This window comes from Frankia sp. Allo2 (genome assembly GCF_000733325.1).
Lineage (GTDB): Bacteria > Actinomycetota > Actinomycetes > Frankiales > Frankiaceae > Frankia > Frankia casuarinae.
The window spans coordinates 1-16,302 of the sequence record NZ_JPHT01000057.1; the positions used below are offsets into that span (position 1 = coordinate 1).

18 protein-coding genes are annotated in these 16,302 nt (G+C 68.3%); 4 read left to right on the plus strand and 14 right to left on the minus strand.

Annotation, left to right across the window (positions count from 1 at the left end):
• Positions 1-308: 308 nt before the first annotated feature.
• From ALLO2_RS21425 to ALLO2_RS21460, 8 genes are all read right to left on the minus strand, one after another.
• A complete protein-coding gene (locus ALLO2_RS21425) occupies positions 309-800 on the minus strand; it encodes a hypothetical protein (protein WP_232235243.1) in 492 nt (163 codons plus the stop codon).
• A gap of 43 nt (positions 801-843) precedes the next feature.
• A complete protein-coding gene (locus ALLO2_RS21430) occupies positions 844-1,092 on the minus strand; it encodes a hypothetical protein (protein ID WP_011438491.1) in 249 nt (82 codons plus the stop codon).
• A gap of 155 nt (positions 1,093-1,247) precedes the next feature.
• Positions 1,248-1,817 carry a hypothetical protein gene (locus ALLO2_RS21435; RefSeq protein ID WP_131728954.1) on the minus strand — a complete coding sequence of 190 codons (570 nt, stop codon included), beginning with the start codon at positions 1,815-1,817 and terminating at the stop codon, positions 1,248-1,250.
• Positions 1,818-2,047: 230 nt separating this feature from the next.
• Positions 2,048-2,884: a hypothetical protein gene (locus tag ALLO2_RS26025; protein ID WP_131728953.1), complete on the minus strand. Its 837-nt coding sequence runs from the start codon at positions 2,882-2,884 to the stop codon at positions 2,048-2,050.
• 50 nt (positions 2,885-2,934) lie between these two features.
• Complete coding sequence (locus ALLO2_RS27595; protein WP_049761008.1) at positions 2,935-3,444, minus strand: hypothetical protein; 510 nt, start codon at positions 3,442-3,444, stop codon at positions 2,935-2,937.
• Between the two features lie 150 nt (positions 3,445-3,594).
• Positions 3,595-4,845, minus strand: a complete 1,251-nt coding sequence (locus tag ALLO2_RS21450) for a helix-turn-helix domain-containing protein (RefSeq protein ID WP_011438495.1) — start codon at positions 4,843-4,845, stop codon at positions 3,595-3,597.
• Positions 4,846-5,661: 816 nt separating this feature from the next.
• A complete protein-coding gene (locus tag ALLO2_RS21455) occupies positions 5,662-6,078 on the minus strand; it encodes a flavin reductase family protein (protein ID WP_023842034.1) in 417 nt (138 codons plus the stop codon).
• A complete protein-coding gene (locus ALLO2_RS21460; RefSeq protein ID WP_035734441.1) occupies positions 6,075-7,388 on the minus strand; it encodes an NDP-hexose 2,3-dehydratase family protein in 1,314 nt (437 codons plus the stop codon). The genes ALLO2_RS21455 and ALLO2_RS21460 overlap by 4 nt, the downstream gene beginning before the upstream one ends.
• A 294-nt stretch (positions 7,389-7,682) precedes the next feature.
• Between ALLO2_RS21460 and ALLO2_RS21465 the strand changes: the two genes are divergently transcribed.
• The 4 genes from ALLO2_RS21465 to ALLO2_RS21480 all read left to right on the plus strand — a co-directional run bounded on the left by ALLO2_RS21465 (position 7,683) and on the right by ALLO2_RS21480 (position 10,966).
• Positions 7,683-8,414: a class I SAM-dependent methyltransferase gene (locus ALLO2_RS21465; protein ID WP_011438498.1), complete on the plus strand. Its 732-nt coding sequence runs from the start codon at positions 7,683-7,685 to the stop codon at positions 8,412-8,414.
• A 42-nt stretch (positions 8,415-8,456) separates the two neighbouring features.
• A complete protein-coding gene (locus ALLO2_RS21470) occupies positions 8,457-8,915 on the plus strand; it encodes a nuclear transport factor 2 family protein (RefSeq protein ID WP_011438499.1) in 459 nt (152 codons plus the stop codon).
• Positions 8,916-9,108: 193 nt separating this feature from the next.
• On the plus strand, positions 9,109-9,816 hold the full coding sequence (locus ALLO2_RS21475) for a TetR/AcrR family transcriptional regulator (RefSeq protein WP_011438500.1): 708 nt from the start codon (positions 9,109-9,111) through the stop codon (positions 9,814-9,816).
• A gap of 238 nt (positions 9,817-10,054) precedes the next feature.
• Entirely contained in the window at positions 10,055-10,966 is a 912-nt protein-coding gene (locus ALLO2_RS21480) for an SDR family oxidoreductase (protein WP_011438501.1), read from the plus strand.
• A gap of 109 nt (positions 10,967-11,075) precedes the next feature.
• Here ALLO2_RS21480 and ALLO2_RS21485 read toward each other — a convergent pair whose 3' ends face one another.
• The 6 genes from ALLO2_RS21485 to ALLO2_RS21510 form a co-directional block, all read right to left on the minus strand.
• Complete coding sequence (locus ALLO2_RS21485; RefSeq protein WP_035734443.1) at positions 11,076-12,047, minus strand: 3-hydroxyacyl-CoA dehydrogenase NAD-binding domain-containing protein; 972 nt, start codon at positions 12,045-12,047, stop codon at positions 11,076-11,078.
• 88 nt (positions 12,048-12,135) lie between these two features.
• A complete protein-coding gene (locus ALLO2_RS21490) occupies positions 12,136-13,200 on the minus strand; it encodes an LLM class flavin-dependent oxidoreductase (RefSeq protein ID WP_011438503.1) in 1,065 nt (354 codons plus the stop codon).
• 49 nt (positions 13,201-13,249) lie between these two features.
• The gene (locus ALLO2_RS21495) at positions 13,250-13,702 is read right to left on the minus strand and encodes a nuclear transport factor 2 family protein (protein WP_011438504.1); all 453 of its coding nucleotides are present in this window, start codon (positions 13,700-13,702) and stop codon (positions 13,250-13,252) included.
• Between the two features lie 44 nt (positions 13,703-13,746).
• Positions 13,747-14,880, minus strand: a complete 1,134-nt coding sequence (locus ALLO2_RS21500) for a hydrolase (protein ID WP_035734444.1) — start codon at positions 14,878-14,880, stop codon at positions 13,747-13,749.
• Between the two features lie 67 nt (positions 14,881-14,947).
• Positions 14,948-15,904 (minus strand): aromatase/cyclase, encoded by a 957-nt coding sequence (locus ALLO2_RS21505; protein WP_011438506.1) that lies wholly within the window; start codon positions 15,902-15,904, stop codon positions 14,948-14,950.
• 52 nt (positions 15,905-15,956) lie between these two features.
• A partial coding sequence (locus tag ALLO2_RS21510; RefSeq protein ID WP_139140158.1) for an SDR family oxidoreductase occupies positions 15,957-16,302 on the minus strand: 346 nt, incomplete at its 5' end.

Here is a 16,302-nt window from a genome sequence, read left to right on the forward strand (position 1 = left end):
GCCACATGCGGCACATCTGCACCCCAGACGGAAACGTCAACACGACTGGACACAGACCACAGTCGCGGTCTGTGGTGCAGCAGCCCGAGCCCGGTCCTGCCGCTCCCAGGCGGCTCTACGTGGACAGCCCGTCTATATGGCGTACTGCCTTACATGGCGCAGGGACCGTAGCCCCTCGAATGCCAATACCTACTATACCCGACCTGTCCGGGCTGAAACCAGCAAACACGACAACGGCGACCCCGAACGTCGGCCACGAGGGGAAGGGCCGGACACGTTCAGGGCCGCCAGCTCGACACGGTCACCGCCTACAGCAGCACGGAGTCCTCTCCCGCCGCCAGGACCAGCGCGGGAAAGTGCACCTCCCACACCTCGATCAGCGAGACCACCTCATGGTCACACACCCGCACCCGATGCAGCGTGAACGTCACCCCATCCGGAGTCACATCCGGGTTCGGCTTCGACCCCGCCATCACGACCCGAGGCGACTCGCCGGCGGCAAGCCTCGCCCGCCGAAGCCGGATGCCCACCGCCCACGCGACCCGCGACGCCATCAGCGACGTGAACCGGCGATGCAGCACCACCAGCCCCACCGGGCCGAGCTGTGCAATCCCGATGCTCGCCCCCACCATGATGTCCTCGTCCACCGCCATCTGATCGGACAGCAGCATCTGCTGAGCCTCGCTGTCCGCCTCCACCGCCTCCGGGAAGGAACCAACGATCAGACCGTCACACGGCAGGAGCAGGAACTCCGGAAGTTGCCCGGTGTGAAACTCCCACCCCGCGGCCCCTACCGCCACCGACCCTCTCACGACTCCTCCCAGCCCGGACGACCCAGGCCGGTCACAGGACCGCCACCACCCGGCGTCCCAGAAACGGCAGAGCCCAATACTCCGTCGCCGGAATCCCCCGCATCCGTGCGTAGTCCGCCATCCAACGCAGATCCACGAACGGCGCCACCACCTGAACCCCCGGCACCACCAACGCCCACGCCCCCAACGGGGTCACCAGGCCACCAGGGCCGATCACGCTCCCTGGCCCCGGACCGATACCCGTCGTCGTCATCCCACCCCCAGCCGTCATCATCGTCATCTACCAAGTCCTCCCTGCCCTCGTCCCTCATCGCCACCTCCCGAATTTGTCAGTCGTCGAACTCCCCGACATGGGCACCGGCGACGAAAACCCGCCACTCGACGCCCGAAAAAAGCAACGCCGGACCAAAACACGAAAATTCGTGCGTGGATCCGTCAGTTGGTGAGGGTCGGCAAAATCCCGTCAATCAGCTTGCGGAGTGGATCGCCGAGATCACCGTGATCGGCGTGACGGAGAAGCTGAACTGCGACACAGAGCTGAGAAAGGCGACCGTCACGGCTCGTCAGTACGTCGCCGAACTGGTCGTATACCTGATCTGCGACCGTCGGGACTAGGAGGCTTGTGCAGTACAGGGTGGCCGCATCCGCCCCCGCAGGCGCAGCGCCCCAGAACTCCCAATCGAGCAGGTAAGGAGTCCGCCGAGTGATGTTGGACCACCGCAGGTCACCATGCGCGGTGACCCAGGTTCCCACCGTGGGATCGATCGAGGGGCCGAACAGCCGGACGAGGACACGGCGCAACTGCTCTTGAGTTCGCGGAACACGCTCGGTCGGCTGTGCGGCGAGAGCGTCCAGGGATGCACGCAGAGAACGCCACCAGCCCGCCGTCAGATCGAGTTCGGTACGAAGGACCTCGGTATCAGAGCAGACCTTTTCCTCGATATAGTCGATGACCTCAGCGCGGATTCGTGTCCCGCCCGTATACCATTCGGTTCCCCCCTGCATGGCTGGACGCCGCACACTCCGAGGAAGGGCGTGAGCGGTCGCGGTGCCCGTCCAGACCAGCGGATGTACGTCAGATTCGGGTACAGCCACCACCCGAAGCCAGCGGCGTACGCCGTCGACGTCGGCCACACATCCGATAGAACNGCCACCGATCCCGAGGCGGATGGGCCCGGCCGGGGCAGCGCGGAGACGTCGCGCNGCCTCATCGAGATGGTCAGTCGCGTTGCCCATCACGGCTCCGCCCCCGCGTGGATCGTCAGGTGTTCGTAACGTAGGACTATACGGTGTGGCACACCATCGAAGTGGACCGTGGGAAGCGGAGCTGCCGAGATTCGGTCACCAGGCTTGAGGAGTGCGCAGTGACCGAGCCGGTAGCTCAGCAACACGGAGCCGTCTTCGAGTTGGTACCGCGCCGGATAGTAGAAGGCGTCGCGAGCCGCAGTCACCGCGAGACGATCCAGGGCTGCACCGGGACTGATCATAGATCGTGCGCGGACGAGGGCAACGGTATCGGCATCAGAGCGGATAAGACGCGGATCAAGGTAGACCGAGCCGTCCAAATGCGGAAAATGCAGATGATAAGGTCTTCCGGCTTTACGTCGGGGCACCGGGGGGAGCCTTGACTGAATCCTCTCCCACGCCTGCCGCCCTTGCTCTTCTCCGTAGACCACGAAATCGATATCGCCACGTTCCGTGGCCGGCTTGTACATCGCGGACCCGTAAATTCCCAGCGCGGCAGTGGAAACGCCAAGAATAGCTGCCAGATATTCTAATGTCTCCCGGTGCTCGTCGATCAACTGTGGATCCCGAGTGGAGAGCACACCCATAATCGCCCCCGATTCTACCCGTACCATTTTACCCAAGTTCGGCTGAAGTACTTCCGGTGCGATCCGTCCGACGATGTCGTCATGCTCTTTCCCGGGCAGGCTCAGAACGCGGCTCCACCGTCTACCCCAGAGGCTGAACCCGGTGCCATAGCCGACTTCGGCGGCATAAGCGACGAGGCCGTAGAGGTCCTTATCGATGCTGGCGATCTTCGCGATGAGTAAACCAGCGTCGGTGACCACGATCGAGCAGGCCGGAAGGGTCCGATGATCTATCGGAGCGCGAAGCGGTATCACCGTGTCTCAACCGACGAGAGGATCGGTCGGGTTGGTCGCCGCCATCCCGCCAGCCAGCTCGACACCTGATCAGCCTCAATGACCTGGTAGACGATCTCGCAGAGAACGTCACCGTCGGTCTCTACCCGCACCTCATGCGGGACCCCGACCTTGCCGACCCCCAACGTCGGGCGTGCCGCGCACGTCACCACCGCAGCCGGCGGCGTGCACCGCTCCCGCAGCAGTCCCGCCACCACGAACGCCAACGCCATACGACCCGGCGGCGCTCCCGGCGGGCAGACCACCACAGAACCCACACGCGGCAGGCCGGCCATGCCCAGCGCAACCCGCACCAGTTCTGCCCGGGGCCTTTCGACGAACTCCACGTCCGCCCGAAGCCCGCCGCCCGCCACTGGCCGAGGCCGGGATCCGACCAACACCCCTGCCACACCCGGCAGCGGTACGCGAGGGAACTCCACCATCACTGAGCGGTCAGGACTCGCTTCGCCGTCCGAGTCGACGGTCACAGCCGTGACGATCCCCCCAGGGCCAGCGGCCAACGTGACTGCCGCACCTGGCAACCGGACCGGCCTACAGGGTCGCGCCGCCTGAACGGCGCCGGTCGTATCTGCCATGCAGTGAAGGTAGAGCCACGGAGCGCATCCGGAGGGTACTGTCTATACCCCCAACAGACCCACCTTCCGGGCCAGCTCGCTTGCCTGCTCTCGACGCCGTCCATCCCGCGCGTCCAGCTCTTCCAGAATGATCCGCCGCGCGTGGCCGTTGTACCGGATCGTCTCCGGCGCCGAGTCGTAGGCGTGATCGAGGAGACGAAGCGCTTCGTCGTACTTCCTGTCGATCTGGTAAGCCCGTGCTTGCTCGATCCAATGCCGCGCCTGCCGCGGATGGGACGGGATCACCGCCGCGCGCCACCGTTCCGCCTGTCGTACGCCCTCACCACTCTGTCGCAGCTCGACCGCAACCGTCACGGCGTGCGCGTGCATGACCGTCTGCGAAAACGACGTGACAGGATGAAAGTAGTCGTCCGGCAGTCGCCGCGCGACGGCGTCCGCCGCGTCCCAGTACCTCCAAGCGTTCCCGATCTCGCCACGCCGCGCCGCCGTGTAGCCGCTCTCGAACTGCAACGCTCCCCACAGCGCCGCCACGTCGTCAGTGGCGTCATCGCTGGACAGGCTGTCCCGCAGTAGCGCCGTCGCCTGACTGGCCACGACGTCCGCTGCATCCCAGTCCCCGGCCTCACGATGCGCCTGTGTCATCAGCCAGGCTGCCACCCCGACCGCATGCAGGTCGTCCGAGTCCAGCGCGGTCGAGACACCACGTTCCGCCACCCGCCAGACTAGATCCTGTGCGGGCTGGTAGGACACGAAAAACTGCGTCAGCGCGTACACCTCCGCCAACACGGCCAGCGCCGCACGGCGCTGCGGACCGTCCGCCTCCGCGCGGGCAGTGCGTTGCGCGTCATCCAGAAGCCCGGGCAACAGCCCCCCGAGAACCTCCCGATGATTCGGCGCCGCATGCCTCGCCCTCCAGGCCCAGGTCACCCGCCCCCGTAGATCTGCAACCGAGGGCGCAGGCTGATCGGCGGCTGAGACCGGCAACCTGTTGACAGCAGCCCGCACAGCAGTGAGCCGATCATGCCCTGGGCCGGAGAACAACACCACCGGGATCGACTGACCACCCGTCAGTTCCGCAAGGTCACGCACCCTGAGTGCTTCCGCCAACCGAAGCAACATCGACAACTTCGGAGCAGCCAACCGACCCGTCTCCACCGCCTTCACCCACGACGCCGAGCGACCGACCAGCCCGCCCAGAACCTCCCGCGTCATCCCCCGCCGCGTGCGCAGAACCTTCAGCCGTCGACCGACGGACAGCGCGTCATCCGAACCCGTCCCGCCAACGATCGCCATACCAACTCCCTTCGCACGCAGCGAAAAACCCTTTGATGATGATCCTCGCTAATTATCTCTACGGTTTCAAGGCCGCCCCNCCGNGGCGGCAACCCCCACATCCTGACCAAGCCGGACGTCGAGGCCGAGGGCGCCGCACACGCCACGCCGAACAGGACCCCGGCCGGCCCGGCCGCGCACCGGGATGGGGCCCCGCCTCCCTCCGGTCGGCACCCCACCCGGGCGCGTCGGACCGGCCGCCCGTTCGTCGCGTCGGAGCGTCGCGGGTCCATTACCCCCGCGAGCGTGGGGACGAAAATACGCAACAGAGCGTGCGAATTTCAGGCTTTTTTTGAAGGGCGCCAGCGGCCGGCAGATCCACAGCCGCCGCACCAGTAAACGCAGCAGCCAGCACAAGACAGATCGCTTGAAAGATCGTCGGAGGCGCATCGTAGCCCGCGCATCCGGCCATAAGCGTGGCCAGAACGGCTAGAAAGCACCTTGCGACCGCACTTCGCGGAACGCGATCCCAAGGGCGCCGATACACCGGCTCATACTACAAGGCGCGAGCATCTGTCAGGCAAGAGCAACGGGGCGCCGCCCCGGACCCCGGCCCTTCCTCTGGAGGAGGGGGAGCCGCCGCCGGTCACCAGGAGCCGGGCGCGCGGGACCGCTGATCTCCTCCGCCGGGCGGACACCCGAGGGGTTACCCCAGAACCTCCCGACCGTGCAAGAGCGCACGGCACCCAGCAGGCACGGCCGGAACGTCGGCGCTCTTGCACAGCCAGGAGAACCCGGGGTAAGGCGCAGCCTGCCCGCCCGACGGAGGAGATCAGCTCAGCCAGAAGTCCGTGAAAAATGAAGTTCGCCAGCCTGTTGCGTGCACCGGAACGATCCGTCCTCGAACTTGTCGCCGGTACTGCGCGCGAACCGCCTCGCCAGTTCGACGTGCCCTGGCCGGAGCATGTTGACGGTGAACCGGTCGCCGCCGCCGAACGCCGGATGGCAGCGTGCCGCCCGGGCCAGGCACACCGACACCAGCGGCGGCTCCAGGGACACCGCGCAGAACGAGCTCGCGGTGAACCCGTGCGGCGTGCGGGTTTCGCTCCGGGTGGTGACGATGACGACTCCGCTGGGGAAATGGGCCAGCGCCTCCCGGAGCTGGTCGGGGTCGGGGCCGGCGCCCCGAGCCACCGTCCCTGTCGCCGTGCGGGTGAGCGCTGGCATGCCTGTGCCGCCACCCGGGACGGTCACGCCGCCTCCTCCAGGTCCGGGCGCCGCGTGATGCAGGTCAGCAGGGAACGCGCGCCGACGTTGACATGGTTGCCGTACGGCACGAAGCTCGTGAGCTGCGACACCGTCATCCAGACGAAGTCCGGCGGTACCTCGAGCGGGAAGTCCTCGTCGGCCTCGACGAGCTGGTACCGGTTCTCGGCGTGGTAGAAGCGTCCGCCCTCCTCCGAGTGCACCACGTCGACGAGGATCCGCTCGGGTGGCGCGGCGAGCACGAAGTCGAGGAACGGCGGCTGCTGGTCGCGACCGAGGCCGCGGTAGTTTTCTGGTGAGCAGTTGACGGTGGGCGACATCTCCACGACGTCGCCCGTTCCGGGCTCAGTCCGGGCGTGCACCAGCAGGTGCCGGACGCCCTTGATCCACCTGGTCACGAAGGCGATGACGCCCTGGCAGGTCGGCTGGAACATCGGCTGCGACCAGCTCATGACCTCACGGTTGCTGGCGCGGACGCTGACGCCGATGACGTTGAAGAACAGCTCCAGCTCGTGGGAGATCCGATCACTCGACCGGATCCAGTCCTTGNCCTCCGACAGCCGGATGACCTGACGGTCGAGCCGATACCGCGCCTTGACCTCCGTGAACCAGCTCAGCAGCTCGTGGGTGGTGTGCAACGCCTCGCCCCCACCGGTGTCGCCGGTGAGGAATGACATGCCGGACAGCACCGTCCGGGAGTCCATGTTGACGATGTTCTCCGCGTGCACCAGCTCCCGCAGCTGGGGTACGCTCAGCCAGCAGAAGTCGTCACGGACCTCGACATCGTCGTCCACCGCGACGATCATGTTCCGGTTTCGCTTGTTGAGGAACCACGAGCCCTGCTCGGACTGCAGGGAGTCGAAGACGACCCGTCCGGCCCGCGGCGCGAGGAAGTGCTCCAGGTAGGGCACCGAGCTTCCGCCGTGCACCCGGGTGTAATTGCTGCGGGTGGCCTGGACGGTGGGTGAGATCTGCAGCCCGTTGATGTTGCCCGGCTCCATCTTCGCCTGCATCAGGCAGTGCGGCACCCCGGCGAAGCTCTTGACCAGGATTCCGAGTATGCCGATCTCTGGCTGCAGGATGATCGGCTGGCTCCAGGTCGGCACCTCGCGGTGGTCCGTGGCGACCTCTATCCCCTCGATCGAGAAGAACTTCCCCGAACGATGCGAGAGATTCCCTGAATCACCGTCGAAGCCCCATCCGTCAAGCTGGTCGAGCGCGACGACGGATATCTGGTAGGTGTTCGCTTCAGCTCTCTGCTTGAACCATTCGTGGAAATCTGACAGCTGCTGGAACACGGGTCTTTCTCCCATCGTCGACTTGATGCCTACGGATGGCAGGGCACATGTCGGGCGCTCGTCAGTCGAGGCCCAGTCTGGCCGGAGCGGCTTGAAGAGCCGCGGAGACCCGCTCAAGAACCACTAAACCCGGTGCGTCGGGTGGCTGCGTGCGCCGGTGCGCGGCGGTGGGTGATGCCGCCGCGGGGCCGTCCCGGTGGTTCCGGCGTGCTGCCCAATCAAACGTCAAGCGTTCCTCCAGCGGTGTTTCGCAGAATACGGCAGAGCGGGCCGCGCCAGGAGCGGCCGGCGCCTGTGAATCCAGCGGATGGGGTCGCCGTGTACGAGGACAACCGAGCTGTCGAGATGTATGACGTCCTTTACCGCAGCCGGAAGGACTACGCGGCGGAGGCCCGGCGGGTCGCCGAGCTGGTCCGGACCCGCACGCCCGACGCACGCAGCCTGCTCGATGTGGCCTGCGGCACCGGAAACCACCTGGAGCACTTCGCGACGCTCTTCGCCGACGTAGCGGGGACCGACCTGTCGAAGCCGATGCTCTCGGTCGCCGGCCGGCGGCTCCCCGGCCGGCCGCTGCTGCAGGCCGACATGCGTAGCCTGTGGGTTGGCCGGACCTTCGACGCGGTCGTCTGCATGTTCAGCTCCATCGGCTATCTGCGCACTTTCGAGGACCTGGCGGCCGCGCTGCGCTGCATGGCCTCGCACCTGTCGCCGGACGGCACNGTCGTCATCGAGCCGTGGTATTTTCCGGACACGTTTCTGGATGGTTATGTCGCGGCGCACGCGGTGTCCGAGGGAAACCGGGCGATAACCCGTGTCTCCCACTCGACCCGCGTGGGTGACCAGACCCGCATGGAACTGCACTACCTGCTGGCCGGCGCCGACGGTGTCAGCCATATCAAGGAGATCGACCTGCTGACCCTGTTCACCCGGGGCCAGTACGAGGAGGCGTTCGCCCAGGCGGACCTCAAGGCGGAGCTCATCGCCGTCGACGGTGGACCCGGGCTGTTCGTCGGCATTAGGGTCTGACTGATTCGACGCGGACGATAGCACTGATAGAAAGGCGAGAAGATGACGGTGTCCTCGGAGCTCCTCACCTCCGTTCCTTCGGCCGAGATCTATCACGAGATCCTGCAGTTCTACGCGGCGCAGATGAGCCTGCTGGACGGCGCCGACCCTGACCCGGACGGCTGGGTGCGCACGTTCACGGCCGACGCCGTCCTGGACTCGAACCTGCAGGACGCGCCGGATATAGGGCATGTGGCCATCCTTGGCTCGCTTCGGGATGGCGTAGCGCGTATCCATGCCGCCGGTCCGCTCGATATCCGGCACTGGCTCGGGATGCTCGACGTGCGGTGGCAGCCGGACGGCAGCGTACGCGCGCGCAGCTACGCTTTTCCGACCGTCACTCCGTATGGCGGCCCCTTGGCATTGCGCGGCCACGTGCGTTGCTTCGATCACCTCGTGCGCGGAGTGGACGGCTGGCGGGTCTGTCATCGCTATCTGGCGGCGGATAGTGAACCCCGGTGAGGTCCGCCGCCGGCCCTGGCCTGATGTCGGCGGCCGGACGGGGTCCACCTCCGGTGGGCGTCGTCCCGGAGCGGCCGTGCGCACATCCTTCCCGAGGTGCCGGGGGCGCTCCCGGCGGGTTTTCAAACGGAGCAAATCGCTCCGTCGGAGCCTATAACGGAGCGGATTACTCCGCAAGGGATAGGATGCCGACATGGCCGGGCGCCCGACGCGTGCCCCGCGGCATGCGGAGGCGGAGCGCAACGACAGGGCGCTGCTCGATGCGGCTCGCCAGGTTCTGGCGGCTGACGGAGCCCATGCGTCGGTCGCCGCGATCGCTGCCCGCGCCGGCGTCGGGATCGGCAGTCTCTACCGGCGTTACCGCACCAAGGAAGAGCTGTTCCAACGGCTGTCGATGCTGTCGCTCGAAAGCTGGAACGCGGCCGCCGAGAGCGCCCTCGCCATCGACGACCCCTGGACGGGGCTGGCGGAGTTCGTCCGTGGCCGTATCGAGTTCGGCCAGGGCTCGCTCGCGCCGATCGCCGGCACCATCGAGGTGACCGAGCAGATGCAGGCCGCGGCGGACCTCGGCGACGAGCTGCTCGGTGCGCTGGTGGAGCGTGCCCGTCAGGCCGGGGTCCTACGGGGCGACGTATCCCATTTCGACGTCTCGCTGCTGATCGAGCAGCTCGGCCGGTCGCACCTGCTGGAGCAGGTCCGCGGGCTCGCCCGTGACGATCTGTTCGCGGCGGCGGCCCAGGCCCGGGCCCGCATCATCGCGATCGCGCTGGACGGGCTGCGTGCCGAGAACGGTCCGGCCCGAGCATCGCTGCCCGGTAGCCCGCCGACCAGCCTGCTCTTCGACGAGCGCTGGGTACGCCGGCCGGCGTCCGGCGATGACGGTGACGATGCTCTCGACTGACCCACCAGCTCGTTCTCCGCATCGTCCGCCCGCGCTCGACCGAGCTTTCATCGGATCCCCAGCGAACCCTGGGCTGTCCGCGGCCGGACGTCCGGCGGCGCTGTAACCCCGCCTGTCAGCATTCCGGTCCGGGGGGAATCCGGTCCCGGTCGGATCCGCGAATTCTCCGCCTAACGCGATACCGCCGGTCACTGCCGCTGCCCGGCGCCGCCATGACCGCATCGGGAATGGAGCGATCATGTCAGACACGGAATCTGGTCACAGCCCTCAGCCGGCTTCGGCGCTCGGCCGGGGCGATGCCGCACCACCGGGCCCCGTCCGCCGCACCTGGCTGGTCACCGGGGCTTCGCGGGGACTGGGCCGCGCCACCAGCGAGGTTCTGCTGGCCGCGGGCGACCGGGTCGTCGCGACGGCCCGCGACCGTGACACGCTCAAGGAGCTGGCTGAACGGTATCCCGACCAGCTTCTCCGGTTCGCCCTGGACGTGACCGACCGGTCAATGGTGTTCGACGTCGTGGACCGAGCGGTCGCCGCTGCGGGAAGCATCGACGTACTGCTGAACAACGCTGGCTACGGGCTTTCGGGTGCAGTCGAGGAAGTCACCGAGAAGCAGGCCCGCGCACAGCTGGACGTCAACTTCTTCGGTGCATTGTGGTGCACTCAGGCGGTGCTGCCTGTTATGCGCAGGCAGGGTGGCGGCCACATTCTTCAGATGTCCAGCATCGCCGGCGTGGCGACCTATCCTAACATCGGCATGTACCACGCCAGCAAGTGGGCGCTCGAAGGCATGAGCGAGACTCTGGCACACGAGGTCGCCGATTTCGGCATCCGTGTGACGATCGTCGAGCCGGGCGAGTTCCGGACCGACTGGAGCGCCTCCAGCATGGAGCGGGCGACGCCGATGACCGAGTACGACGACGTGCTCGCCCGGCGTCGGCACGGCATGTCCGGGGTGTACGCGCACGTCCAGCCTGGTGATCCCCACAGGCTGGGCAAGGCGCTGCGGACCGTCGTCGACGCCGCGCAGCCACCGCTGCGGATCCTGCTCGGCAACAGCGCGGCCGACCTCGCGCCGCAGGTGTACCGCGAGCGGCTCGCGGAATGGGAGCGGTGGGATGCGCTGGCGCGGACGACGGATTTCGCCAGCTGACAGGCCCGGAGCGGTGAGACCGCCCCGGGCACGGTGCCGGCGGCTCCTCGCGGCCGGGGCGGCATCGCGGCGGCCGGGGAAGCGCCGCGGGGAGCCGCGGACGCTCGGCTCAGGAGCCAGACCGGGGCGGTGGCGCGTCGTCGGCACTGGCGACCGCAGCCAGCACCGCCTTCTGCAGCCGGTCCCGACGCGCGGCGAGTTCCTCGTAGGCGATCCCGCCGAATGCCTGGTCCGTCTGGTCCAGCACCAGATCCAGGGTGTCCTCGTCCAGCACCGGCCGTCCCAGCGCCGCCCAGCCCTGCTGCAGGCCGCTGCCGAGTGTGCCCAGCCAGTTCCGCAGGCCCCCCGGCCCGCCGCCGAGGTGGAACGACTGGAAGGGACCAACCGTCGCCCAGCGTGGGCCGAGGGAGCCGGTCACGATGTCGTCGAGCTCGGCCACCGTCACCACCCCCTCGCGGACGAGGTGAATACTTTCCTGCAGGAGGGCTGACTGAAGCCGGTTCGCGGCGAAGGCGGCGATCGGCCGGCGCAGGACCACCGGAGTCTTCCCGACCGAGCGATAGAACNCGGCAGCCGCGCTGACCGCGTCCGGGTCCGAGGTTGTGTCTCCCACCACCTCCACCAGCGGTATCACGTGTGGTGGGTTGAACGGATGACCGACGATGAGGTGGCTCGGGTTGTCCATGCGGGCGCCCAGGTCGGCCGGCAGCATCGTCGAGGTCGACGACAGCAGCAGCGTTCCGGCCGCGGCGTGTTTCTCCAGCCGGGCGAACAGATCCTGCTTGATCTCCAGGTTCTCGGGTGTGTTCTCCTGGACGACCGCCACGTCCGCGACCGCCCGCTCCAGGTCCGGCTCGATCTCCAGCCGTCCGGCGAGGTCCGCGGGGTCCCGCGATGCGCCGGGCAGCCCCGGGGTGAACAGCCGCAGCGCATCGTGGATGACCGTCTCGATGTTGCTGCGGGTGCTGTTGACCCGCACCCGATACCCGTGGGCCAGAAACAGAGTGATCCATCCAAGCCCGATCGAGCCGGCGCCGATCACGGCGACCCGGCCCCGCTCGGCGCCCACGTCCGTGGTCATGGCTTCCTCCTTGTCGCGCTGTCTCCCAGGCACCAGAGCGGCGCCAGGCCGGAGGGCTGTCGTCGGCCCGCCGCCTTCGCACCAGTGGTCAGCCGGATGTCAGCAGCTTCGGGAACACCTGCTCGGCGAGCAGGCGCATTGTCGTGTCNGCGTCACGCACCGACAGATGTCCGGAATGGACACCCAGGCTGATGACGATGTCGTCACCGCAGCGCGCGGCGACGCGTTCAAGCTGGCCCAGCACCTCGTCCGGTGAGCCGACCAGAAGCTTGTCGTCGGCGAGCTTGTCATCGAAGGCGTCACGACCGCCGATGTTCGCGAGGCTCTCGTAGCCGGGATAGGCACTGCTCGACGTCGACTGCCAGGATCGAACCGCCGCACTGATCGCGGCGGTGTTCCGCTGTTCGTCGAGCCTCCCCTTCCGCCGCGCCTCGTCCGGTGAATCGCTCACCACGCAGGGGAAGGAAAGCTGGATCTGTGGTGCGGCACGATGGCCGGCGGCCGACCAGGTGGAGCGGAACAGCCCGATCCGCTCGCCGAGCTCCGCCACCGACATCGCGTTGGGGACGGTCTGCAGATGGTGCCCGGACCTCGCCGCCGCGGCGACGGAGTCGAGGCTGCGTGCCGAGGCGACAAAGACCGGTGGGTGCGGCTGCTGCACGGGCCGGGGCAGCAGCGTCACCGGTCCAAAGCGGTGGAACGCGCCGTTCCACTCGGCGTTCTCGGTGGTCCACAGCAACTTCACGGCCTCGACGCCCTCGGTGAACCGGGACCGGCTCTCGTCGAGGGAGATACCGAAGGCCCGGAACTCGTCTGGCAGGAACGCCCGCCCGAAGGCGGCGTCCAGGCGCCCGTGGGAGATGTTGTCGAGCATCGCGAGCTTCCCGGCGAGCTTTACCGGATGGACGAATGCCGGGATCGTCGCACTGGTTCCCAGCCGCACCCGACGGGTGCGGCCCGCCGCCGCCGCGAGAAAGGTCACCGGGTCGGGACTGTAACCGCCGTACGGAAAGAAGTAGTGCTCCACCATCTTGACGTGGTCGAAGCCGAGATCCTCGGCGAGGTCCACCAGGTGGAGGGCCTCGTCAAAGTAGTCCTGGGCACTTTTGTCTCGCGGGCCGACGGTGGGAAAGAAGACGATTCCGATCTTCACGGTCTCTCACTCTCGCCTGGCCGCGTCGTTCGTCGCCGCTCCGCTCGGTTCAGGCTGGCGCGAATCCGTCATGGGTCAGGTCGCGATGGCGCACCATCCAGCCACCGCGGGTCGGAACAAGATGGTCCGCGCAGACGACACTGGCGAACAGCTCCAGCTCGCCGCCCTTGGGCGTGCGCATCGCCAGCGCGTAGCAGCGGGTGTCGACGGTTCCGTTCGGGCCGGGACGCACCTGGAGCATGCCGATCCAGTGCCGCACCTGCAGACCGCTCGCGGCGGCCCGCTCGACGCTGGCACGTGCCGAGGCTCGGATGGCCGGCCGGCCGAGCAGCGGATCCATACGTGCGGCCTCCTGGAAGACCGCGTCCTCGGCGAAGGTGTCCGCCCAGCTGTCCGCCTGCCGCTCGTCGAGGAGGCCCATCTGGTGGGCGTAGAATTGAAGAACCTGCGTGTACAGCTCCGCCGGCGCGAACGAGGCGGTAGGCGAGGCCTGCTGGGTCATGAAGAGCCCCCTCGGGTCGAAGGTGTTCGGGACCGGTGGCCAGGTCAGGCCGGCAGGCCACCGTCGAGCAGGAATTCCCCGTATGCTCCGGCGCTCGGTTCGAGCTGCAGCGCCACGTGGCTGGCGAGACTGTGGACATCCCGCCAGAACCGCTGGAGCGCGCTGTTCATCAGCTGGCCGCGCGNCCCCGCCGTGCGGAACAGGGTCTCCACCGCCCCGACCAGCCGATCCGCCGCCAGCGCGCAGTCATGCGCGTTGCGCAGCGTCTCCGCCGGGTGCACCGGGCCGCTGTCACACACCGCCGCCGCGCGCCGTAGCAGGAGTTCGGCGATGTCGATCTCCCCGGCGACCCGGGCGGCAGTCAGGTGCGCCGCCGCCCGCCGCGTCGGGGATCCGCCGGGCCACCCGCCCCCCTCAGTGATCCGCCGCGCCCACGAGCGGTGGGCACCACGCGCCGCGCCGAGTGCCGGGCTGGCGAACAGCACACCGCTGATCGCGCGGTGCGGCACCCGGTGGCAGGCCGCGGCGGACCCCACCGGTCGGCCGCGCATCAGTTCCGCGCGGTCGAATGCCCGGTGTGGGGGGACGAACACGCCGTCCAGGACGAGCGTGTTGCTGCCCGTGCCACGCATGCCGGTGCTGAACCAGGTGTCCGTGATGGTGAAGTCGGCGCGCGGCACGGCGAAGAACCACGGCTGCGGTTCCGCCTGGCCGCCGATGTCCGCCGCGACCAGGGCCCAGTCGGCGAAGTCCACCCCGCTGGTGAAGGCCCACTCGCCGCGCAGCAGCCAGCCGCGGTGGTCGAGCCGGGCCGTGCCGGCCGGCTGGAGCGCGCCCACCACGAACGCGTCCGGCCCGTCGGACCACAGCTCGGCCTGGCCCTGTTCGGGCAGGTAGGCGCCCATGCGGGCGGCACCGGCGGTCACCGCCGCGCACCACGCCGCCGCGGCGCAGCCGGCGCCGACCAGCGCGAGCGCGTCGAGGAGCTCCAGCACCGCCCCGTCGCAACCGCCCCACCGGGTCGGCACGAGATGCCGCGCGAAACCGGCGGCGACCAACGACTTCACCACGTCCGGATGCAGAACCCGGCGCTCGTCCGCCTCCTCGGCGTGGCGTGCCGCCGTCGATGCGGCTTCGACGGCGCCGGCGCGCAGGAAAGCCGCCGATGCCCCTGCCATCAGGCACCTCCTAAAGGGTCGAACCCCGACCTGCGGGCCTGCGAGAGGTCGGCCGTGACGGGCCCGCTCAGCGTCGTGCGCGCTCCGCGTACTCCTTCGCGTGCGCGAGGGTCGCCGAGCTGTTGGTGCTCAACGCGGTGCGCACGAAGTCCCGGGCGTCCGACACCGTCGCGTCTCCTCCGAGGACCGCGCCGATGCCCGCCTCGTTGATCGCGACCGTGTGCCGTGAGGTCGCCCGCACGCCATCCGCGCCGGGCTCCAGGAGCCACTGCCCCGTGTGCATCGTCATGAGGGCCGGCAGCACGGTCTGCTTGTAGACGATCTTCCGGTGGGGCAGGCACACCCGCACCGATCTGGTGGTGTGCGACGACCCGTCCTTCGAGCGGGTGTCCATCTCCAGAACCTGGATGCCGGCGACGTCCTCCGTCAGCGTGACCCGCGCGACATGCGGCAGGCGGCCCTCCCACAGCTGCGCCTCGTTGAGGAAGTCGTAGACGTCCGCGGCGGCCCCGTTGATCTGCACCGTGTCGTCGATGTCGAGGAGCAGATCGGAGCGGGCCGCGGCCAGCTCCGCGTTCTGCTTCAGCGCCGCCAGCTCCGACCGGCTGTTGCGGTCAACCGCCTGCTCGATCCACTCCAGGGCCGCCGGATCGTCGTTGACGGCCCGGTAGTCGTGCAGGAGACGGACCCGTGACCGGTCCAACGCCAGCGGCTCGATCATCCAGGCGCCGCCCATCGACGCTACCGGCGGCGCGGACACCTCCTGGCGGAACTCCACCCGCAGCCCGATCGGATCCAGCGAGCGCCGTGACGTCCACGTCTTGACCTCGTCGTTCGCGAGGGCCCAGAGCTGGATGCGCTCGGTCCCCCGACCCGTCTCCCGCTGCTCGACGTGCACGGTGGGCGGGAACATCAGCGGCCACCGCGTGACGTCCGCGATGAATCCGTAGATCGTCGTGGCCTCGGCGTCGATCTCCACCTCGTGCTCGACCTCGCGAGCGGCGGTGTTCGTTGTCTGTCCCACTTCTCTCCCTCTCCGGGCCGCGCCGGAACCGGCCGGCGAGCCGGCCCGACAGTCAGAAGTTCCCGAGGCCACCGCAGACGTTGATGGCCTGAGCTGTGATCGACGCGGCCGAGTCCGAGACCAGATAGCCGACCATGCCGGCCACCTCGTCAGGCGTCGAATAGCGGCCGAGCGGGATCTTCGCCTCGAAACGGTCCAGTACCTCCTGCTCGGAGATCTGCCATGCGTCCGCATACCCCTGTCGGAGCCGCTGCGCCATCGGGGTCTCGACATAGCCGGGGCAGACCGCGTTCACCGTGATCCCGTAGCTGTTCACGTCGGTTGGGTGGCGGCCTTGTAGATCTTGTTCGGTGATCGTGTGGCGTTCGCGGGCTGGTGGGTGATGATCGGATAGCGTC

What these genes read in the sequence shown, in the direction of transcription:
- ALLO2_RS21430 (WP_011438491.1), bottom strand. Translation starts at nt 1,092, where the DNA reads ATGACGATGATGACGGCTGGGGGTGGGATGACGACGACGGGTATCGGT.
- ALLO2_RS21435 (WP_131728954.1), bottom strand. Translation starts at nt 1,817, where the DNA reads ATGCAGGGGGGAACCGAATGGTATACGGGCGGGACACGAATCCGCGCT.
- ALLO2_RS21450 (WP_011438495.1), bottom strand. Translation starts at nt 4,845, where the DNA reads ATGGCGATCGTTGGCGGGACGGGTTCGGATGACGCGCTGTCCGTCGGT.
- ALLO2_RS21470 (WP_011438499.1), top strand. Translation starts at nt 8,457, where the DNA reads ATGACGGTGTCCTCGGAGCTCCTCACCTCCGTTCCTTCGGCCGAGATC.
- ALLO2_RS21475 (WP_011438500.1), top strand. Translation starts at nt 9,109, where the DNA reads ATGGCCGGGCGCCCGACGCGTGCCCCGCGGCATGCGGAGGCGGAGCGC.
- ALLO2_RS21480 (WP_011438501.1), top strand. Translation starts at nt 10,055, where the DNA reads ATGTCAGACACGGAATCTGGTCACAGCCCTCAGCCGGCTTCGGCGCTC.
- ALLO2_RS21495 (WP_011438504.1), bottom strand. Translation starts at nt 13,702, where the DNA reads ATGACCCAGCAGGCCTCGCCTACCGCCTCGTTCGCGCCGGCGGAGCTG.